Source organism: Burkholderia dolosa (assembly GCF_902499135.1).
GTDB lineage: Bacteria > Pseudomonadota > Gammaproteobacteria > Burkholderiales > Burkholderiaceae > Burkholderia > Burkholderia dolosa.
In genome coordinates this window covers 100,034-120,816 of sequence record NZ_CABVPR010000003.1, presented here as the reverse complement: position 1 = coordinate 120,816, position 20,783 = coordinate 100,034, and the positions used below count along the sequence as shown (strand labels likewise).

The following is a 20,783-nucleotide window of genomic DNA, read 5'->3' as shown; positions in this document are numbered from 1 at the left end:
CCCTTCATCGTTTCGACCAGGACACTGCCATGAGCCAAACTCGCAAAAAGGCCATCATCACGGGGATCACGGGGCAAGACGGTGCGTACCTGACCAGGCTGCTGCTCGACAAGGGCTATGAAGTCACGGGCACCTATCGCCGCACCAGCTCGGTGAACTTCTGGCGCATCGCCGAACTCGGCGTCGACACGCACCCGAACCTCACGCTCGTCGAGCACGACCTGACCGACGCCGGCTCCAGCCTGCGCCTGCTCGAGCGCACGCAGCCGGACGAGCTGTACAACCTGGCCGCGCAGAGCTTCGTCGGCGTGTCGTTCGACCAGCCGGCGACGACGGCCGACGTGACCGGCATCGGCCCGCTGAACCTGCTCGAGGCGATCCGCGTCGTGAGCCCGAAGACGCGCTTCTACCAGGCGTCGACATCCGAGATGTTCGGCAAGGTGCAGGCGATTCCGCAGACGGAGACGACCGCGTTCTATCCGCGCAGCCCGTACGGCGTCGCGAAGCTGTACGCGCACTGGATGACCGTGAACTACCGCGAGTCGTACGGCCTGTTCGGCTGCAGCGGGATTCTGTTCAACCACGAATCGCCGCTGCGCGGCCGCGAGTTCGTCACGCGCAAGATCACCGACACCGTCGCGAAGATCAAGCTCGGCAAGGCGAAGCGGCTCGAACTCGGCAACCTCGACGCGAAGCGCGACTGGGGCTTCGCGCTCGAATACGTCGAAGGCATGTGGCGGATGCTGCAGGCGAACGAGCCGGACACCTACGTGCTGGCCACCAACCGCACCGAAACCGTGCGCGACTTCGTGCGGATGGCGTTCGCGGCCGCCGGCTATCAGATCGAATGGACCGGCAAGGGCGAACAGGAGCGCGGGCTCGATGCGGCGACCGGCGACGTGCTCGTCGAAGTGAATCCGAAGTTCTACCGTCCGGCCGAAGTCGATCTGCTGATCGGCTGCGCGGACAAGGCCAAATCGAAGCTCGGCTGGGAGCCGAAGACGACGCTCGAACAACTTTGCCAGATGATGGTCGAAGCGGATTTGACGCGGAATCGCCACCATGACACGTTCTGATGCCGGGCGAACGTCGCGCCGCGCGTTCGTCACCGGGCTGACCGGCTTCACCGGCCGCTACCTCGCGCAACATCTGCACGCGGCCGGCTACGAAGTGTGGGGCACCGTGGCGCCCGGCGCGCCGCACGTCGACGATCCGGCGTTCGCCGCATGCACGCTGCTGCCGGTCGACCTGCTCGACGCGAACGCGCTGCGCGCGGCCGCCGCCGACGCGCGGCCCGATGCGGTCGTCCATCTCGCCGCGCGTGCGCACGTCGCGCAGGACGAGCCGTCGCTCACGTACGCGGTCAACATCACCGGCACACGCAACCTGCTCGCCGCGCTCGCGGGGCTCGACCGCCGGCCGTCGGCCGTGCTGCTCGCGAGCAGCGCGAACGTGTACGGCAACTCGACGGCCGGCGTGCTCGACGAAACTACGCCGCCCGCGCCGGCGAACGACTACGCGGTCAGCAAGCTCGCGATGGAATATGCGGCGAAGCTGTGGGCCGACAAGCTGCCGATCGTGATCGCGCGGCCGTTCAACTACACGGGCGTCGGCCAGAGCGAAGCGTTTCTGCTGCCGAAGCTCGTCGCACACTACGCGCGCAACGAACCGCGCATCTCGCTCGGCAATCTCGACGTCAGCCGCGACTTCTCCGACGTGCGCGACGTCGCGGCCGCGTACCTGAAGCTGATCGAAGCGGCGCCGGCCGGCGAGACGTTCAACGTGTGCTCGGAGCGCGCGTATTCGCTGAAGGAAGTGCTGGCGATGCTGTCGCGCATCGCCGGCTACGTGATCGACGTGACGATCGATCCGCGCTTCGTGCGGGACAACGAAGTGAAGCGCCTGAGCGGGTCGCGCGACAAGCTGCGACGCGCGGTGGGCGAACTGCCGCTGACGCCGCTCGACGCAACGCTGCGCTGGATGATGGATGCGATGCGCGGCGAACGTGCGGGCACGCTCGACTCACGCGATTGAAACGGTACGCGGCAGCGCGACATGTCGCTGCGCTGTGCGGCACCGGCGCCTGCGATCGCCGATCGCGGATATCCGCCCGACACAAAACGAACGAGCCGTTCGCCCGGCGCCTGCCGGTGCGAACGGCTCGTTTCGATTAGGGGATCCGACGCCGCGCTCAGCCGCCCAGACCGCGCGCGAGATCGTTGCGCAGGTCGCCCGCGTGCTCGAGGCCGACCGCGAGCCGGATCAGCCCTTCGGTGATGCCCGCCGCCGCACGCGCTTCCGGCGTGATGCGCGCGTGCGTCGTGGTCGCCGGATGCGTGATCGTCGTGCGCGTGTCGCCGAGGTTGCCGGTGATCGAGATCAGCTTCGTGCCGTCGATCACGCGCCATGCGTTCGCGCGCTGCTGCTCGGGCGTGTCGCCCTTCACCTCGAACGACACGATCGCACCGCCCGCCTTCTGCTGACGCTTCGCGAGCGCGTGCTGCGGGTGCGACTCGAGCCCCGGATAGAACACGCGCGCGACGGCCGGATGCGTGTCGAGCCAGCGTGCGATTTCGAGCGCATTCGCCGATTGCTTCTCGACGCGCAACGACAGCGTCTCCATTCCCTTCAGCAGCACCCACGCGTTGAATGCGGACAGCGTCGGGCCCGCGCTGCGCACGAACGGGAACACCTTGCCCATGATGAATTCCTTCGAGCCGACCAGCGCGCCGCCGAGCACGCGGCCCTGGCCGTCGAGGAACTTCGTCGCCGAGTGCATCACGACGTCCGCGCCGAGCTTCAGCGGCTGCTGCAGCACCGGGCTGCAGAAGCAGTTGTCGACGACGAACAGCGCGTTCGCGGCCTTCGCGATCTTGCCGATCGCTTCGATGTCGGCGAGCTCGGTCAACGGATTCGACGGCGTCTCGAGGAAGAACATCTTCGTTTCCGGCCGCACGGCTTGCTGCCATGCGTTCAGGTCGGTCGGATCGACGAACGTCGTCGCGATTCCGAACTTGCTGAAGATCTGCGAGAACATCCCGAGCGTCGAGCCGAACAGGCTGCGCGAGCTGACGAGGTGATCGCCCGCTTGCAACGCGGACATCACGACCGACATGATCGCGGCCATCCCGGACGCGGTCGCGATGCACGCGTCGCCGCCCTCGAGCGCCGCGAGACGCTCCTGGAACATGGTGACGGTCGGATTCGTGAAGCGCGAATAGGTGAAATAGTCTTCGGAATTCGCGAAGCGCTCGGCCGCTTGCGCCGCACTGTCGAAGCAGAAGCTCGACGTGAGGAACAGCGCTTCCGCGTGCTCGTTGAAGTCGGTGCGCAGCGTGCCGGCACGCACGGCAAGCGTGTCGAAGTTCAGGGAGTCGTCCATGTTCCGTTATCCGTATTCGATGGCCGCGCGGCGCGCGCGACCCGGCCAAACAAAAAGCCCGCTATGCATCGGCATCAGCGGGCTTCGGTGCGGTACGACAGCGATCGACTCGGGCCGGCTGCCGCCGGCCTTCGCTTTAGCTGTTTCGGGAAGTTGCCCCGCGTCCGCAAGCTGAAATCAAATCGACGCAAGGCGCCATCCTAGCACGCTTCGGAAGAGCGTGCGCCGGCGTCACTCGACCGACAGCTGCAGGTTCATCTGCGAACGCGCGGTGTCGCTTGCCGTGTCGCGATCGGCCTGCGACGCCGGCGTGAGGCGCGCACGCTCGATCGCATCGAGATACTCGGGCGTCACGTCGCCGGTGATGTAGTTGCCGTCGAAGCACGACGCCTCGAAGCGCTCGAGCTTCGGGTTGATGTCGCGCACCGCACGGCGCAGATCGTCGACGTCCTGATAGATCAGGTAGTCGGCGCCGATGATCTTCGCGACTTCGTCGTCGCTGCGACCGTGCGCGACGAGTTCACCGCGCGTCGGCATGTCGATCCCGTACACGTTCGGGAACTTCACCGGCGGCGCCGCCGACGCGAAGATCACCGACTTCGCGCCCGCATCGCGCGCCATCTGCACGATTTCGTGCGACGTCGTGCCGCGCACGATCGAATCGTCGACGATCAGCACGTTCTTGTCCTTGAACTCGATGCTCATCGCGTTCAGCTTCTGGCGCACCGACTTCTTGCGCACCGCCTGACCCGGCATGATGAACGTACGGCCGACGTAGCGGTTCTTGAAGAAGCCTTCGCGATACTCGACGCCGAGCTTCGCGGCGACCTGCATCGCGGCCGGACGCGACGAATCGGGAATCGGCATCACGACGTCGATCGGCACGTTCGGCAGCTCGCGCTTGATCTTCTCGGCGAGATAGTCGCCCATGCGCAGGCGCACATTGTAGACGGGCACGCCGTCGAGGCACGAATCCGGACGCGCGAGATACACGTATTCGAACATGCACGGATTGAGCGTCGGATGCTCGGCGCACTGCTGGCTGTGGAAATTGCCGTTCTTGTCGATGAAGATCGCTTCGCCCGGCTGCACGTCGCGCACGAACTCGAAGCCGATCCCTTCGACCGCCACCGATTCCGACGCGACCATCCACTCGGTGCCGTTCTCGGTCTCGAGCTTGCCGATGCACAGCGGGCGGATGCCGAACGGATCGCGGAACGCGACGAGCCCGTAGCCGGCGATCAGCGACACGATCGCATACGAGCCCTGCAGCCGGCGATGAACGCCCGCGACGGCCTTGAACAGCGCGGCCGGATCGAGCTCGAGGCCTGTGGTCGACAGTTGCAGTTCGTGCGCGAACACGTTGAGCAGCACTTCGCTGTCGGAGTTCGTGTTGATGTGCCGGCGGTCGATCCGGAACATCTCGTCCTTCAGCTGTTCCCAGTTCGTCAGGTTGCCGTTGTGCGCGAGGATGATCCCGAACGGCGCGTTCACGTAGAACGGCTGCGCCTCGGCTTCGCTCGACGCGGAGCCGGCCGTCGGATAGCGAACCTGGCCGATGCCGAACGTGCCGGGCAGGCTGCGCATGTTGCGCGTGCGGAACACGTCGCGCACCATGCCGTTCGCCTTGTACATGTGGAAATTGCTGCCGTCCGCCGTCGCGATGCCCGCCGCGTCCTGACCGCGATGCTGCAGAAGCAGCAGGCTGTCATAGATCAGCTGGTTGACCGGGGATTGGGAGATAACGCCTACGATGCCGCACATGGCATGTCCTTCAAGATGACAAAATCGGTTCCGTCCTGCCCGACGCGCGCCGTCACACGCGTACGTACTGGGCCATGCCGTCGGGCAGAAGCTGCTTCAGCTCGTGCACGCCCTGTTCGGCGATGGGACGCAATAGCGCATTGCGCCAGAAATCCTGTTTGGGCAGTTCGGTCAGCCCCGCTGCCGCGACGAGCAGCACCACCAGCACACAGCCGCGCACGAGGCCGAACATCATGCCCAGCGAGCGATCGACGCCGCCGAGGCCGGTCGCCTGCGCGATTCGCGACAGCAGCGCGTTCGCGACACCGGCGACGAACACGACGCCGATCACGAGCAGCGCGAACGCGATCACCCATTGCGTGAGCGCACCGCCCGGCCAGTTCGCCGGAACGTACGGCACGACGAGCCCGACGTAGCGGCTCGCGATCACGATCGCCGCGATCCAGCCAATCAGCCCGAAAATCTCGGACACGAAGCCGCGCCACGCGCCACGCAGCGCCGACAACGCGATCACCGCCAATACAGCGTAGTCGAAAGCGGTCAGCATCGTGCGTTACTGCGTGAGCCCGGCTTCGCGCACCTTCGCGATCGCGGCGGACGCCGCCGCGCGGTCGGCGAACGGACCCGCACGCAACAGTGTAGCCGTGCTGCCGTCCGCCTGCTTGCGGTGCTCGACATATGCGGGCACACCCGCCGATTTCAATTTGGCCGCCCATGAACGGGCCGCCGCGTCATCCTTGAACGAACCGAGCTGCACCGCGAAACGTGCGCCGGCCGAAGCCGACGACGATGCGTCGCCGCTGTCCGCCGCTGCGTCGGCGTTCGCGACCGCCGGCGGCGCGAGCTTCGGTGCGGCCGGCGTAGGCGTGGCCGGCTTCGGCGTCGTCGGCTTCGGTGCGGCCTGTTGAGGCGCTGCGGGCTTCGCCGGCGTCGCGTTCGCCGTGGTGGTCGTATCGGGTTTGGCGGCCGGCTTCGCGGCCTCCTTCGGTGCGGCCGCGATCGCTGCATCGGACGCCGGCGGTTCGTCGTGTGCGACGCCTGCCTGCACGTCCGCGTCGTCGTCGCGCGGCGCGACTGCCTGATGCGCAGGCCGATTCGGGATGTCGATTGCGATATCGTCGGTTACCGGCTTCGGGTGCGAATCGAGCACCATCGGCAGCACGACGACCGCAGCCACGACGAGGGCGATCGCGCCGACGAGGCGGCGGCGCGCGCGTTGCTTTTCTGGGAGGGTCGGATCGAGGAGCAGCGCGTCCGACTCCGGACGCTCGGTGCGGCGCGAGCGTCGCTCGACGCGTTCAGTGCGCTCCGTACGCACGTTCCGGGAGGCCCCGGTACGACCGCCACGCCGGGTGGGCGCGTCGTCGTCTTTCTTGCCGAACGAGAAAATTCCCATGAATGGCTGAGTCCGAAACTGCCCGTCAGTCAGTGTTGCTGCGATTTACGATAGGCCATCACACCCGCCACCGTATGGAAACTGCCGAAAACCACGATTCTATCATTCTCGGATGCTCTTTTTAGTGCATCGCGAAACGCGTCGGCCGGCGCTGCGAAGCGCGTCACGCTCGAATCCGGCCCGTCTTCGACGCCCGCCTTGCGCAGCGCAGCTTCGAGCTGCTCCGCGCTCGCCGCGCGCGGCAGCGGCAGATCGGTCACGCACCAGTGGTCGATCTCGCCTTTCAGATGCCGCAGTACGCCGTCGATGTCCTTGTCGTGCATCGCGCCGAACACCGCGTACGTGTACGGGAAAAAGCCCATGTTGCCGAGATTCTGCTCGAGCACGGCCGCCGCATGCGGGTTGTGCGCGACGTCGAGCACGATCGCCGGCTTGCCGGGCAGCACCTGGAAGCGCCCCGGCAGCTCGACGTTCGCGAGCCCGAGCCGGATGTCCTGCGCGGACACCGGCAGTTGCGGACGCAACGCTTCGAGCGCGGCCAGCGCCGCCGACGCGTTGATCAGCTGATTCGCGCCGCGCAGCGCCGGATACGCGAGCGCCGGATAGCGCTTGTCGCGGCCGAGATAGCTCCACTGCTGACGCTCCGCGCCCGGCTGAGCCTCGTAGCGGAAGTCGCGGCCGACGAGCCACAGGTCGGCGCCGATCGCCTGCGCATGCTCGACCAGCGTGCTCGGCGCGGCCGGATCGCCGCAGATCGCCGGCTTGCCCGCGCGGAAGATGCCGGCCTTCTCGAACGCGATCTTCTCGCGCGTATCGCCGAGATATTCGGTGTGGTCGATGTCGATGCTCGTGACGATCGCGCAATCGGTGTCGATCACGTTGACCGCATCGAGCCGGCCGCCGAGGCCGACTTCGAGGATCACCGCGTCGAGCCCGCGCGATGCGAACAGATGCAGGATCGCGAGCGTCGTGAATTCGAAGTACGTGAGCGATACGGGTTCGGGCAGCGACGTGCGCGCGGCTTCGACGGCCTCGAAATGCGGCAGCAGCTCGGCGTCGCTCACCGTTTGCCCGTTCACGCGCGCGCGCTCGTTGAATTCGAGCAGGTGCGGCGACGTGTGGCAGCCGACCTTGTAGCCCGCGCGCACGAGGATCGTCTCGAGGAACGCGCAGGTCGAGCCTTTGCCGTTCGTGCCGCCGACCGTGATCACCGGACACGCGAAGTCGAGCTGCAGCGCCGCCTTCACCTTGCCGATGCGCGTGAGGCCCATGTCGATGCCGACCGGGTGCGCGCGTTCGAGATGCGAAAGCCACGCATCGAGAGTGGGAAAAGTGCTCATCGGATCAAATCTGAATCGGTACGACACACTACGCCAAAAAACGAAGCGCGCCGCCCGACATCGAAGCCGGGCGACGCGCGCGATTCACGGCCGCTGCGCTCAGGCCAGCGCGTCGGCCGGCTGGCGCTGCAGCAGCGCGAGCAGCTGTGCGATCTCGTCGCGCATCTTGCGACGGTCGACGATCATGTCGATCGCGCCCGTCTTCAGCAGGAACTCGGCACGCTGGAAGCCTTCCGGCAGCTTCTCGCGAACCGTCTGCTCGATCACGCGCGGGCCCGCGAAGCCGATCAGCGCCTTCGGCTCGGCGATCACGACGTCGCCGAGGAACGCGAAGCTCGCGGACACGCCGCCCATCGTCGGGTCGGTCAGCACCGAGATGAACGGCAGCTTCGCTTCGGCGAGCTTGGTCAGCATTGCGGTGGTCTTCGCCATCTGCATCAGCGACAGCAGGCTTTCCTGCATCCGCGCGCCGCCCGACGCGGTGAAGCAGATGAACGGCACGTGCTGCTCGAGCGCGTTCTGCGCGCCGCGTGCGAAACGCTCGCCGACGACCGAACCCATCGAGCCGCCCATGAACGAGAACTCGAAGCACGCGGCCACGACCGGCAGCGTGTGGATCGCACCGCCCATCACGACCATCGCGTCGGTCTCGCCCGTTTCGTCCATCGCTTCCTTCAGGCGGTCCGGATACTTGCGGCTGTCCTTGAACTTCAGCGAGTCCACCGGCAGCACTTCCTGGCCGATCTCGTAGCGGCCTTCCGGATCGAGCAGCGCGTCCAGGCGCTCGCGTGCACCGATGCGCATGTGGTGATCGCACTTCGGGCACACGTGCAGGTTCGCGTCCACGTCGTTGCGGTACAGCACGGCCTCGCAGGACGGGCACTTGACCCACAAGCCTTCCGGAATGCCCTTGCGGCTTTTCGGATCGGTCTGCTTGATCTTCGGCGGCAACAGTTTGTCGAGCCAGCTCATCGTATGGTTTCCTGTTCCGTGGCGGGGCGGGCCGAACGGCCCGTTCCCGCTTGCTGTTGTGTTTATCGCGCCGTGCTGCCCGCGCCGTCCAGCGCGGTGCGCAGCTCGGCGATGAACGCCTTCAGCGCGGCGGCGGCGCTCTCCGGCGCAGCACTTTCGAGCAGCTGCACCAGGCGGCTGCCGATCACGACCGCGTCGGACACCTCGGCCACCGCGCGCGCCGTGTCGGCGTCGCGGATGCCGAAGCCGACGCCCACCGGAACCGGCACGCGCGACTTGATGGCCGGGATTTTACCCGCAATGCTCGAAACATCCAGATTTCCGGCGCCGGTCACGCCCTTGAGCGACACGTAGTACACGTAGCCGCTCGCGATCTTGCCGACCTCCGCGATGCGCTCGTCGGTCGACGTCGGCGCGAGCAGGAAGATCGGATCGATCTGCGCGGCACGCATCGTTTCGGCGAACGCGGCCGCCTCTTCCGGCGGATAGTCGACGACGAGCACGCCGTCGACGCCGGCCGCGTGCGCTTCGGCCGCGAAAGCGTCGACGCCGATCCGCTCGATCGGGTTCGCATAGCCCATCAGCACGACGGGCGTTTTCCGGTCGGTCTCGCGAAAGCGCTTCACGTCGGCGAGCACGCTTCTGAGCGTGACGCCGCGCGCGAGCGCGCGTTCCGACGAACGCTGGATCACCGGACCGTCGGCCATCGGGTCCGAGAACGGCACGCCGAGTTCGATCACGTCGGCGCCGCCTTCGGCGAGCGCATGCATGAATTCGACGGTCTTCGCGGGATCGGGGTCGCCGGCGGTGATGAACGGGATCAGGCCCTTTCGGCCTTGTTCGGCGAGCGCGGCAAAGGTCTGCTGAATACGGGACATGGCGATGTTTTTCCTGGATTCGATCGGCGAAACGGCGGCGCGGCTCACGCGCACGCCTGCGCGGCGAGCGCGCTCACGCGCTCGTGCGCGATCGCGCAATAACTTTCGTTGATCTCGTAGCCGACGAAGTCGCGCCCCTGCCGTGCGCAGGCCACCGCGGTCGTGCCGCTGCCCATGAACGGATCGAGCACGCGGCCGCCCGGCGGGCAGCTCGCGAGCACCATCCGCTCGATGATCTCCAGCGGCTTCTGGGTCGGATGATCGACGCGCTCCGCGTGCTGCCGATGCAGGCGCGAGACCGACCAGACGTCCTTCGGGTTGTAGCCCATCTCGAGCCACTTGCTGCCTTCGAACAGCTTGCGCGAGCGGGCCTTCTTCGTATCGGCGTCGTACGGGATGCGGACCGGATCGAGATCGAAGTAGTACGCCTTCGATACCGCGAAAAAGCCGATGTTGTCGTGCACCGACGTGAAACGGCGCGTCGTGCCGCCCATGCTCGGCACGCGCCGGTCCCAGATGATCTCGTTGATCATCGTGAGCTTCGTCTTCAGGAAGCTGAAGATTTCCGGCGCGTACTGCCACGTGCAGAACACGTACATCGACCCGCTCGGCTTGAGCTTCGGAATCGCGAGCTCGAGCCACTCGCGCGTCCACGCGAGAAACGCGTCGCCCGAACGCTTGTCCGAGTCGTTGCCGTAATCCTTGCCGAGACCGTACGGCGGATCGGCGACGATCAGGTCGATCGATGCGTCCGGCAGCCGCGCGGCCTCGGTCAGGAAATCGCGGTTGTGCAGCTCGATGCCGGCCGGCAGCGCACGCGGCACGACGGCGACGGGCTGAACCGCCTGTGCGTCGTTCGCGGCGCCACCGCCCGGCTCTTCGATCAGGTCGCGCATCGGGCGGTCAGAGCGCGATGCCCGATCGCTCGGCGACCGTGTGCATGTCCTTGTCGCCGCGGCCCGACAGGTTGACGAGCAGGATCTTGTCCTTCGGCAACGTCGGCGCGAGCTTCACGCCATACGCGATCGCGTGGCTCGACTCGAGCGCGGGGATGATCCCCTCGATCCGGCAGCAGTCGTGGAATGCCTTCAGCGCTTCGTCGTCGGTGATCCCGACGTACTGCGCGCGGCCGCTGTCCTTCAGCCATGCGTGCTCGGGGCCGACGCCCGGATAGTCGAGGCCGGCCGACACCGAATGCGTCTCGATGATCTGGCCGTTGTCGTCCTGCAGCAGATACGTGCGGTTGCCGTGCAGCACGCCGGGGCTGCCGGCGATCAGCGACGCGGCGTGATGGCCGGAGTCGAGGCCGTCGCCCGCCGCTTCGACGCCGATCAGCTGCACCGATGCGTCGTCGATGTACGGATAGAAGATGCCCATCGCGTTCGACCCGCCGCCGACGCACGCGATCACCGCGTCCGGCTGCCGGCCGGCGAGCTCGGGCATCTGCACCTTGCACTCGTCGCCGATCACGCGCTGGAAGTCGCGCACCATCATCGGATACGGATGCGGGCCTGCGACCGTGCCGATGATGTAGAACGTGTTTTCGATGTTCGTGACCCAGTCGCGCATCGCTTCGTTCAGCGCGTCCTTCAGCGTGCGCGAACCCGATTCGACCGGCACGACGGTCGCGCCGAGCAGCTTCATCCGGTAGACGTTCGCGGCCTGCCGGCGCACGTCCTCGGCGCCCATGTAGACGACGCATTCCATTCCGAAGCGCGCGCAGATCGTCGCGGTCGCGACGCCGTGCTGGCCGGCGCCCGTCTCGGCGATCACGCGCTTCTTGCCCATCCGTTTCGCGAGCAGCGCCTGGCCGATCACGTTGTTGATCTTGTGCGCGCCGGTGTGGTTCAGGTCCTCGCGCTTCAGGTAGATCTGCGCGCCGCCCAGCGTGTCGCTCCAGCGCTGCGCGTGATAGATCGGCGACGGACGGCCGACGAAGTGCTTCAGTTCGCGCTGGAATTCGGCGACGAAATCGGGGTCGTTCTGATATTTCGCATATGCGCTGCGCAGTTCGTCCAGCGCGTGGATCAGCGTCTCGGCGACGAATACGCCGCCATACGGGCCGAAGTGGCCGCGATCGTCAGGAAGGTTGTACATGATGTCACTCTCGATCGGTCGGCGCGCCCGCTTTCGGGGTCGCGCCGCTTGCATCACCCGGCGTCCGCTTCGCGCACCGCGCGTACGAACGCCGCCATCCGGGCGTGATCCTTCACGCCCTTCGCGCCGTCGACTTCGATGCCGCTCGAGACATCGACAGCAAACGGACGCAGCTGGCGGATCGCATCACCGACGTTTTGCGCGTTCAAGCCACCACTCAAAACGGCCCGACGCGCGAGCTCTGCGGAAATAAGTGACCAATCGAAGACCTTGCCGCTGCCGCCGTAGTCCGGCACGAGGGTGTCGAACAGGAGGCCGCGCGCTTTCGAATAATGAAGTGCCGATTCTACCAAATCGGGCGACTGCGTCGAGGGTCCCACGCGTACCGCACGCAGCCACGGCAGCCGCGCGGCGCGGCCCAGCGCGTCGCACTGCTCGGGCGTTTCGTCGCCGTGCAGCTGCAGCAGCGTGAGCGGCACGTCGCGCACGACGGCTTCGACGTCGGCTTCGGTCGCGTTCACGAACAGCCCGACCACCGACACGAACGGCGGCGCGAGCCGCGCGAGCTCGGCCGCCTGCGCGATCGTGACCGCGCGCGGACTCTTCGGATAGAACACGAGGCCGATCGCGTCCGCGCCGAGCGCGGCCGCATGCAGCACGTCCTCCGGACGCGACAGGCCGCACAGCTTGATGCGCGTTCGCGACGGCAACGCGGCGGCGGTGGACGGCGGCGAGGAAACGGCGTGGTCCGTCATGATTGCGGGTCCAGATCGGCCCAGACGCTGCTCCACGGCACACTGCCGAGCTGCGCGGGCGGGACGGCGAATTCCGCCGGGTAGCCGACGTGCGCGAGATACAGCCCGTCGGCCATGAACGTCGGTGCGGCGAGGTCGCGGTCGCGGCCGGCGAGCACGTCGGCGACCCAGTCGGCCGGATAACGGCCGCGCCCGACCGCGACGAGGCAGCCCATCAGGTTGCGCACCATGTGATGCAGGAACGCGTTCGCACGAAACCGGAAATGGATGAAGTGACCGGAACGCCGGACGTCGATCTGGTACAGGTGCTTGACCGGCGTCTTCGACTGGCATTCCGACGACCGGAACGACGAGAAGTCGTGCTCGCCGATCAGGTGCGCGGCGGCCGCGCGCATCGCGTCGTCGTCCAGCGGCGTGTGGACCCAGCCGGCCCGGCCGGCCAGCATCGGCGAACGCACCGGATGCACGTACAGCGCGTAGTAATAGGTGCGCTCGAACGCGGAGAAACGCGCGTGGAACGTATCGGGCATCGGCTTCGCCCACTGGACGGCGACGCTCGGCGGCAGGAACGCATTCGTGCCGCGTACCCACGAGAAATCGGCGCGATCGAGGTCGGTATCGAAATGCACGACCTGCCCGAGCCCGTGTACGCCGGTGTCGGTGCGGCCCGCGACCGTCGTGTGCAGCGGCACGCGCGCGAATTCGGCGAGCGCGCGTTCGAGTGCGTCCTGCACGGTCTTGCCGTGCGGCTGCGACTGCCAGCCGCAGAAGGCCGCGCCGTCGTACTGAATGCCGAGCGCGATCCGCATCACGCGTCCGCCAGCTTCGCGAGCATCGCGCGCGCGTCGTCGCGCGTCGCGGCGTCATTCGCGTCGACGACTTCCTGCAGCAGCGTGCGCGCGCCGGACAAGTCGCCGAGCTCGACGTACTCGGCCGCGAGGTCGAGCTTGTTGCGCGCGATGCGCGCAAGCTCGTCCGGCGTCAGTGCGGGCAGCACCGCGCCCGGCGCGGACGGCAGATCGAGATCGAAATCGAGCTTCAGCGCGCCGAACTGCGCACCGCCGAGCGGCGGCAGCGACGACGTGGTGGACGGAGCGCTCGCGCGCGCGGCCGGCGCGGCTGCGTCCGGGTCCCATTCGAGCTCGTCGTCGTGATCGGCCCGATGTTCGGAAGCCGAATCGGCCGCGTCAACAGGCGGGCGCGGCGCGGATTGACCGTTAGTTGCCGATGACGGGTCGTTCGACGGATGTTCCTCCGAGGTCGACGCATCGGTCGACGATGCGTCTTCCGACGCGCGCGGCGGCAGCGGCATGTCGAGACTGTTTAGCGCGCTGATCGCGTTTTGCATCAGCGCGGCGTGCTGCGCATCGGTCGTCGGTGCTGCGGGCGTGTCGGCGGGCGTGTCGCCTACGATGCCGGTCGCGGGACTCGTGTGCTCGGTCGTCGTCTCGGCAGTCGTTTCACTCGGGTGCGTCGCCGCAGCATCCAGCGGCGCCTCCACGGGCTCGTCCTTCCGCACGGCTGCCGAACGCGCGTCGTCGTCCGTGCCGCGCGGCTGCACCGCTTCTGCCGCCGTCTCGGCAGCGGCTGCCACGCTCACGTTGGAAATCACGTCGCGCGCGACCGGCGTTTCGGGCAGGATCGGCGATTCACTGCCGATCGGCCGCGGTGCGGCGGTTGCATCATCGGCATTGGCATCGGCTTCTGCCGGACCGTCGGTCGGCGCATCTGCCGGCGAGCCCGCCGCTGCCGCCGCTTTGCGGCGCCTGCGCAGCGCGAACCAGATCGCGAGCACCAGCGCCGCGGAGCCGGCTACCGCGGTCGGTCGCCAGTCGATCTGTGTCGTGCGGTTCGTGGACGCCGGCGCCACCGGCGCAGCCGGTCGCGCAGACGCCGATGCGGGCTGGGTCGCGCTCGCGCCCACGGCGGACGCCGCATCGCTCGCCTGCACGGCAGTCGACGCAGGGGCCGCATCGTTCGCGGCCGCGCGCGGCGCGGCAGGCGCCGTTGCAGTCGTCGGCGCGGCGCCGTTCGGCGCGGCCGGCTTGCCGATGCCGTGCTTCTGCAATTCCATCAGCACGCGGTTCTTCAGCGCGAGCAATTGCTGCAGGCTGGACGGACGCGGCTGGGACGCGCCGTTGCCGGGCGACGCACCGGCCGGTTCGCGGGCACCGGAAACCGGCGCACCGGACGATGGTGAAACGGCGGCCCCGCTCGCGGACGACGGCGCGGACTGGATCGTCCCGCTCCACACATGCGGGCCGCTCGCGCCGGCGACCGGCGTCGCAGGCTGCGTGCTTTCGAGCGGTGCCGGGCCGTGCGCGGCAGAAGCCGCCGACGCTGCCGCCACAGCAGCGGTGGACGAACTCGCGCCGCTCGTCGGCGTCGGGCGCGCGGCCGATGCAGCCGACGCACTCGACGCGGCAACAGCGGCCGCTGCGCCCGGCGCGGATTGCGCAGCCGACGTCGCACGCGGTGCCGATGCGCCATGCTGCGCAAGCGCCGCACCGCCGGACGCAGCAACGCCCGCCGACGCCGGCGCAAGCGCCGAACCGTTCGCGTCGAGCGCCGGCACCGTCAGCGTCGCGCCGACCTTCAGACGGCTCGGGTCGCGCTTCATGAACGCCTGCGGATTCGCGTCGAACAGCGCGCGCCCCGCACGGGCGAGCACGCCGGGATCGCGCGATTGCGTGGCGGCGATCGCGATATCGTTGAGCGACTGCCCAGGCTGAACCGTCACGGTGAGCGGCGCGGGGCCGCCCGCAGCGGACGACGCCGGTTCGGTCGCGCCGGCCGCCCAGACCGACGCGGCGGCGCCGAGCGCCAGCATCGCGAGCGCGCTGCGCACGGCGCGCGCCAGACGGGACTGACGCGGAAAAAAGGAAATTCGGGACATCGTTGGCTCTATCGCCGCGCGCGGGCGCGGCTCGGATTCGCGGGTGGAAGCGTCAATAAAGTCGCCGCAGAAATGCAAAAGCGCCGCGCGGAACGCGACGCTTTCGGCGGGCCTGCGCGTCGTAACCGCGTAGTTTACTTCACGCGATCGCGTTCGGGCCGAATTCGTCGCGAGCGGATACGACCGTCATTTCCGCGCATCGTGGCAAGCAGCGGACACGCGAAGCGTGCTCGTTGCACGCTTGCGCGGCACGACGCGCGCATGATTCGGCTGACCGCTCGATCCGGCGCACGGCAACGGACCTGCAAGCAAACCGCCGACGCCGGCCCGTGCGCCGCAAAAGACAACGCCTGCCACCCCGCGAAGGGCAGGCAGGCGTGTCGCGCAGCGCGGCTTGGCGCTTACTTGTCGAGCAGGATGCGCAGCATGCGGCGCAGCGGCTCGGCCGCGCCCCACAGCAGTTGGTCGCCGACCGTGAACGCCGACAGATACTCGCCGCCCATCGCGAGCTTGCGCAGCCGGCCGACCGGCACCGTCAGCGTGCCAGTGACCTTCGCCGGCGACAGGTCGCGCATCGACGCTTCACGCTCGTTCGGCACGACCTTCACCCAGTCGTTCGCCGACGCGAGGATCCCGTTGATCTCGTCGAGCGGCACGTCCTTCTTCAGCTTGATCGTCAGCGCCTGCGAGTGGCAACGCATCGCGCCGATTCGCACGCACAGGCCGTCGACCGGGATCGAACCCGGCTCGCCCATTGCCGGCTTGCCGAGGATCTTGTTGGTTTCCGCGCCGCCCTTCCACTCTTCCTTCGACATCCCGTTGCCGAGATCCTTGTCGATCCACGGGATCAGCGAGCCGGCGAGCGGCACGCCGAAGTGGCTCGTCGGCATCGCATCGCTGTTCATCGCGGCCAGCACGCGGCGGTCGATGTCGAGGATCGCCGACGCCGGATCGGCAAGCTGCTCCTTCACCGCGCCGTTGAGCGTGCCCATCTGCGACAGCAGTTCGCGCATGTTCTGCGCACCCGCGCCCGATGCGGCCTGGTACGTCATCGCGGTCATCCAGTCGACGAGGTTCTCGCGGAACAGGCCGCCGAGCGCCATCAGCATCAGGCTGACCGTGCAGTTGCCGCCGATGAAGTTCTTCGTGCCGTTGACGAGCGCGTCCTTGATCACGTCGAGGTTCACCGGATCGAGGATGATCACCGCGTCGTCCTTCATCCGCAGCGACGATGCCGCGTCGATCCAGTAGCCGTTCCAGCCGGCCGCACGCAGCTTCGGGAACACGTCGTTCGTGTAGTCGCCGCCCTGGCACGTGATGATCACGTCGCACTTCTTCAGCGCGTCGACGTCGGTCGCGTCCTTCAGCGTAGTCTCGTTTTTCGCGAACGACGGTGCCTTGCCGCCCGAGTTGCTGGTGCTGAAAAACACCGGTTCGATCAGGTCGAAGTCGCCCTCTTCCTGCATGCGCTGCATCAGCACGCTGCCGACCATGCCGCGCCAACCTACGAGACCTACGTTCATGACTAACCCTTTGAATGGAGCTTCCCCGCCATTTCCGCCCCCGCGTGACCGCGCGGGGAAACAGGCGGGCACGACGGACGATCAGCGTTTAATGATCGTTTTCGTGGTAATGGTTTTCGTGATGACGATGGCGCGCGCACCCGCACGGGCAGTGTTGCCGTGGAGTTTCAGGACCGGGGAGATCAGGGAAATCAGCGCCATCGTTCGAGTCTACACAAAGCCGGTTGCCCGCACAACGGCCAACCGCGCGCGAATCGGCCGATTTCGCGGCCGGTTCGCGCCCTTTCTACGTCAATACCGCGACTTTCGTTACAGCGCCGCGACGACCGCGTCGCCCATCGCTGCGGTGCCGACCTGCTTGCAGCCCGGCGTCGCGATGTCGCCGGTCCGGTAGCCCTGTTCGAGCACCGTTTTCACCGCGCGCTCGATGCGATCGGCCTGCTCCGCGCGATTCAGCGAGTAGCGCAGCAGCATCGCGGCCGACAGGATCGTCGCGAGCGGGTTCGCGATGCCCTTGCCAGCGATGTCCGGAGCCGAACCGTGCGACGGCTCGTACAGACCCTTGTTGTTCTTGTCGAGCGATGCCGACGGCAGCATGCCGATCGAGCCGGTCAGCATCGACGCTTCGTCCGACAGGATGTCGCCGAACATGTTGCCCGTCACGATCACGTCGAACTGCTTCGGCGCCTTCGCGAGCTGCATCGCCGCGTTGTCGACGTACATGTGCGACAGCTCGACGTCCGCGTATTCCTTCGACACGTCGATCATCACGTCGCGCCAGAACTGCGACGTCTCGAGCACGTTCGACTTGTCGACCGACAGCAGCTTCTTCGCACGCTTTTGCGCGGCCTGGAACGCGACGTGCGCGATGCGGCGCACTTCCGGCTCCGAATAGCGCATCGTGTCGAAGCCTTCGCGTTCGCCCGCGAACGGGCCGTCCGGCGCTGCGCGCACGCCGCGCGGCTGGCCGAAATAGATGTCGCCGTTCAGTTCGCGCACGATCAGGATGTCGAGGCCCGCGACGAGCTCGGGCTTCAGCGGCGAAGCGTCGACTAGCTGCGGATAGCAGATCGCCGGACGGAAGTTCGCGAACAGCTCGAGATGCTTGCGCAGCCCGAGAATCGCCTGCTCGGGGCGCAGCGCGCGCTCGAGCGAGTCGTACTTCCAGTCGCCGACCGCGCCGAACAGGATCGCGTCGGCTTCCTTCGCGAGCTTCAGCGTCGCGTCGGGCAGCGGATGGCCGCTCGCCTCGTAGCCCGCGCCGCCGACCGGCGCGTGCTCGAGCTCGAACTTCTCGTCGAGCGCGTTCAGCACCTTCACTGCTTCATTGACGATTTCCGGACCGATGCCGTCGCCGGGCAGCACTGCAATCTTCATGCGTTGTTCCTGACTGGGTAAGTGGTGAAGGCGGGCGGCGAACGCGCGGCGTGCGCGCCCGCCCGAAGGACGATCTCAGCCGACCAGCTTGTTGTTGAGCCACGGCTGCTTCGCGAGCCGCTCGGCTTCGAACTGGCGAATCTTGTCCGCGTGGCGCAGCGTGAGGCCGATGTCGTCGAAGCCGTTCAGCAGGCAGTACTTGCGGAACGCGGCGATCTCGAACGGATACGCGCGGCCATCCGGCGTACGCACGACCTGCGCGTCGAGATCGATCGTCAGCTGGTAGCCGTTGAACGCATACGTGTCGTTGAACAGCTGGTCGACCTGCTGTTCGGTCAGCACGATCGGCAGCAGCCCGTTCTTGTAGCAGTTGTTGAAGAAGATGTCGGCGAAGCTCGGCGCGATGATCGCGCGGAACCCGTACTGCTGCAGCGCCCACGGCGCATGCTCGCGCGAGCTGCCGCAGCCGAAGTTCTTGCGCGTGAGCAGCACCGATGCGCCCTGGTAGCGCGGCTGGTTCAGCACGAAGTCGGGATTCAGCGGGCGCTTCGAGTTGTCCTGACCGGGCTCGCCGTGATCGAGGTAACGCCACTCGTCGAACGCGTTCGGGCCGAAGCCCGTGCGCTTGATCGACTTCAGGAACTGCTTCGGGATGATCGCGTCGGTGTCGACGTTCTCGCGATCGAGCGGCGCCACGACGCCGGTATGCACAATGAATTTTTCCATGATCCGTCTATCCGGTTGAAGGGCCGGCGTTCAGCCGGCGCACATCGACAAATTCTCGGTGGTCGGCGTCACTCCGCGGCGCGCTGAAGCGCGTGGCCGGCGGCGTTGACGTCCTCGCCGAAGCCTCGGACGGTATTGCAGCCCGCGACGCCGAAGCCGAGCCCCGCGAGCGCCAGCGCGGCGACGAGCCGCGCGATGATCTTCGATGCCGTCACGGTTACCCCAGCTTCCGAATGTCGACGAAGTGACCTTCGATCGCCGCGGCCGCCGCCATCGCAGGGCTCACGAGGTGCGTGCGGCCGCCCGCGCCCTGCCGGCCTTCGAAGTTGCGGTTCGACGTCGACGCGCAGCGCTCGCCCGGCTCGAGCCGGTCGGCGTTCATCGCGAGGCACATCGAGCAGCCCGGCTCGCGCCATTCGAAACCGGCGTCGGTGAACACCTTGTCGAGCCCTTCGCGCTCGGCCTGCGCCTTCACGAGGCCCGAGCCCGGCACGACCATCGCGAGCCGCACGTTCGGCGCGACGCGGCGGTTCAGCTTCTTCACGACGTACGCGGCCGCGCGGATGTCCTCGATCCGCGCGTTCGTGCAGGAGCCGATGAAGATCTTGTCGACCTTGATCGATTCGATCGGCGTGTTCGGTTCGAGCGCCATGTATGCGAGCGCGCGCTCCATCGCGTCGCGCTTGACCGGATCCTTCTCGCGCTCGGGATCGGGCACGCGGCCGTCGATCGACGTGACCATTTCGGGCGACGTGCCCCACGTGACCTGCGGGACGATGTCGGCCGCGTTCAGCTCGACGACGCGGTCGAAGTGCGCGCCTTCGTCCGACTTGAACTGCCGCCAGTATTCGACCGCCTGATCCCATTCGGCGCCGGTCGGCACGAACGGACGGCCTTTCAGATAGTCGATCGTGGTGTCGTCGACGGCGACCATCCCCGCGCGCGCGCCGGCTTCGATCGCCATGTTGCACACCGTCATCCGGCCTTCCATCGTCAGCGCGCGGATCGTCGAGCCGCCGAATTCGATCGCATAGCCGGTGCCGCCCGCGGTGCCGATCTTGCCGATGATCGCGAGCACGATGTCCTTCGCGGTACAGCCGCGCGGCAGTGCGCCTTCGACCTTCACGAGCATGTTCTTGCTCTTTTTCTGCAGCAGCGTTTGCGTCGCGAGCACGTGCTCGACTTCCGACGTGCCGATGCCGTGCGCGAGCGCGCCGAACGCGCCGTGCGTCGACGTATGCGAATCGCCGCAGACGATCGTCATGCCCGGCAGCGTCGCCCCCTGCTCCGGCCCGATGATGTGCACGATCCCCTGACGCATGTCGTTCATCTTGAACTGCGTGATGCCGAACGCGTCGCAGTTCGCGTCGAGCGTGTCGACCTGCAGCTTCGACACCGGATCGGCGATGCCGTGGCTGCGATCCGTGGTCGGCACGTTGTGGTCGGACACGGCGAGGTTCGCGCTGATGCGCCACACCGGACGCTGCGCGATCTTCAGCCCTTCGAACGCCTGCGGGCTCGTGACTTCATGCAGCAATTGACGGTCGATATACAGCAATGCCGTGCCGTCTTCCTCGGTGTGGACGACGTGGGAATTCCACAATTTGTCGTAGAGAGTCTGTGCCATGGGTATGCGGGGTCGTTGTGACGTCAAGCCTTGCGGATGCGGTCGATTAT

Annotated in this window: 20 protein-coding genes; 2 read left to right on the top strand and 18 right to left on the bottom strand. The window is 67.3% G+C overall.

Translation table 11 applies throughout. The features are described from left to right. Nucleotides 1–29 precede the first annotated feature (29 nt). Nucleotides 30–1,076: a GDP-mannose 4,6-dehydratase gene (gene gmd / locus BUB20358_RS02630; protein WP_006765556.1), complete on the top strand. Its 1,047-nt coding sequence runs from the start codon at nt 30–32 to the stop codon at nt 1,074–1,076. Next, nucleotides 1,063–2,034 carry an NAD-dependent epimerase/dehydratase family protein gene (locus BUB20358_RS02625; protein WP_006765555.1) on the top strand — a complete coding sequence of 324 codons (972 nt, stop codon included), beginning with the start codon at nt 1,063–1,065 and terminating at the stop codon, nt 2,032–2,034. The genes gmd and BUB20358_RS02625 overlap by 14 nt, the downstream gene beginning before the upstream one ends. Nucleotides 2,035–2,191: 157 nt before the next feature. Here BUB20358_RS02625 and BUB20358_RS02620 read toward each other — a convergent pair whose 3' ends face one another. From BUB20358_RS02620 to leuC, 18 genes are all read right to left on the bottom strand, one after another. Continuing rightward, nucleotides 2,192–3,382, bottom strand: coding sequence for an O-succinylhomoserine sulfhydrylase (locus tag BUB20358_RS02620; protein ID WP_006765554.1), 1,191 nt, complete (start codon nt 3,380–3,382; stop codon nt 2,192–2,194). A gap of 231 nt (nt 3,383–3,613) precedes the next feature. Beyond that, a complete protein-coding gene (gene purF, locus BUB20358_RS02615; RefSeq protein WP_006765553.1) occupies nt 3,614–5,146 on the bottom strand; it encodes an amidophosphoribosyltransferase in 1,533 nt (510 codons plus the stop codon). A 52-nt stretch (nt 5,147–5,198) separates the two neighbouring features. Further along, nucleotides 5,199–5,693, bottom strand: a complete 495-nt coding sequence (locus BUB20358_RS02610; protein WP_006765552.1) for a CvpA family protein — start codon at nt 5,691–5,693, stop codon at nt 5,199–5,201. Nucleotides 5,694–5,699: 6 nt separating this feature from the next. After that, a complete protein-coding gene (locus BUB20358_RS02605) occupies nt 5,700–6,542 on the bottom strand; it encodes an SPOR domain-containing protein (protein WP_035973729.1) in 843 nt (280 codons plus the stop codon). Nucleotides 6,543–6,571: 29 nt separating this feature from the next. Then, entirely contained in the window at nt 6,572–7,882 is a 1,311-nt protein-coding gene (folC, locus tag BUB20358_RS02600) for a bifunctional tetrahydrofolate synthase/dihydrofolate synthase (RefSeq protein WP_006765550.1), read from the bottom strand. A gap of 99 nt (nt 7,883–7,981) precedes the next feature. Next, entirely contained in the window at nt 7,982–8,854 is an 873-nt protein-coding gene (gene accD, locus BUB20358_RS02595) for an acetyl-CoA carboxylase, carboxyltransferase subunit beta (protein ID WP_035973727.1), read from the bottom strand. A 62-nt stretch (nt 8,855–8,916) separates the two neighbouring features. Then, nucleotides 8,917–9,732: a tryptophan synthase subunit alpha gene (gene trpA, locus BUB20358_RS02590; RefSeq protein ID WP_035975134.1), complete on the bottom strand. Its 816-nt coding sequence runs from the start codon at nt 9,730–9,732 to the stop codon at nt 8,917–8,919. Nucleotides 9,733–9,776: 44 nt separating this feature from the next. After that, complete coding sequence (locus BUB20358_RS02585) at nt 9,777–10,628, bottom strand: DNA-methyltransferase (RefSeq protein WP_035973724.1); 852 nt, start codon at nt 10,626–10,628, stop codon at nt 9,777–9,779. 7 nt (nt 10,629–10,635) lie between these two features. Beyond that, on the bottom strand, nt 10,636–11,829 hold the full coding sequence (gene trpB, locus BUB20358_RS02580; protein ID WP_035973721.1) for a tryptophan synthase subunit beta: 1,194 nt from the start codon (nt 11,827–11,829) through the stop codon (nt 10,636–10,638). A gap of 53 nt (nt 11,830–11,882) precedes the next feature. Further along, a complete protein-coding gene (locus BUB20358_RS02575) occupies nt 11,883–12,584 on the bottom strand; it encodes a phosphoribosylanthranilate isomerase (protein WP_035973719.1) in 702 nt (233 codons plus the stop codon). Then, nucleotides 12,581–13,393 (bottom strand): tRNA pseudouridine(38-40) synthase TruA, encoded by an 813-nt coding sequence (gene truA, locus BUB20358_RS02570; protein ID WP_035973717.1) that lies wholly within the window; start codon nt 13,391–13,393, stop codon nt 12,581–12,583. Before truA ends, BUB20358_RS02575 begins: the two co-directional genes overlap by 4 nt. Then, complete coding sequence (locus tag BUB20358_RS02565; RefSeq protein ID WP_035973716.1) at nt 13,393–15,480, bottom strand: motility hub landmark protein FimV; 2,088 nt, start codon at nt 15,478–15,480, stop codon at nt 13,393–13,395. The genes truA and BUB20358_RS02565 overlap by 1 nt, the downstream gene beginning before the upstream one ends. A gap of 401 nt (nt 15,481–15,881) precedes the next feature. After that, a complete protein-coding gene (asd, locus tag BUB20358_RS02560) occupies nt 15,882–17,003 on the bottom strand; it encodes an aspartate-semialdehyde dehydrogenase (protein ID WP_035973714.1) in 1,122 nt (373 codons plus the stop codon). Nucleotides 17,004–17,084: 81 nt separating this feature from the next. Further along, the gene (locus BUB20358_RS02555) at nt 17,085–17,204 is read right to left on the bottom strand and encodes a hypothetical protein (protein ID WP_006756675.1); all 120 of its coding nucleotides are present in this window, start codon (nt 17,202–17,204) and stop codon (nt 17,085–17,087) included. Nucleotides 17,205–17,312: 108 nt separating this feature from the next. After that, nucleotides 17,313–18,380 (bottom strand): 3-isopropylmalate dehydrogenase, encoded by a 1,068-nt coding sequence (gene leuB / locus BUB20358_RS02550; RefSeq protein ID WP_006765544.1) that lies wholly within the window; start codon nt 18,378–18,380, stop codon nt 17,313–17,315. Between the two features lie 75 nt (nt 18,381–18,455). Next, the gene (gene leuD, locus BUB20358_RS02545; RefSeq protein ID WP_006765543.1) at nt 18,456–19,106 is read right to left on the bottom strand and encodes a 3-isopropylmalate dehydratase small subunit; all 651 of its coding nucleotides are present in this window, start codon (nt 19,104–19,106) and stop codon (nt 18,456–18,458) included. Between the two features lie 68 nt (nt 19,107–19,174). Continuing rightward, entirely contained in the window at nt 19,175–19,321 is a 147-nt protein-coding gene (locus tag BUB20358_RS02540) for an entericidin A/B family lipoprotein (RefSeq protein WP_035973711.1), read from the bottom strand. A 2-nt stretch (nt 19,322–19,323) separates the two neighbouring features. Next, nucleotides 19,324–20,733, bottom strand: coding sequence for a 3-isopropylmalate dehydratase large subunit (gene leuC / locus BUB20358_RS02535; protein ID WP_035973709.1), 1,410 nt, complete (start codon nt 20,731–20,733; stop codon nt 19,324–19,326). Between the last annotated feature and the right edge of the window lie 50 nt (nt 20,734–20,783).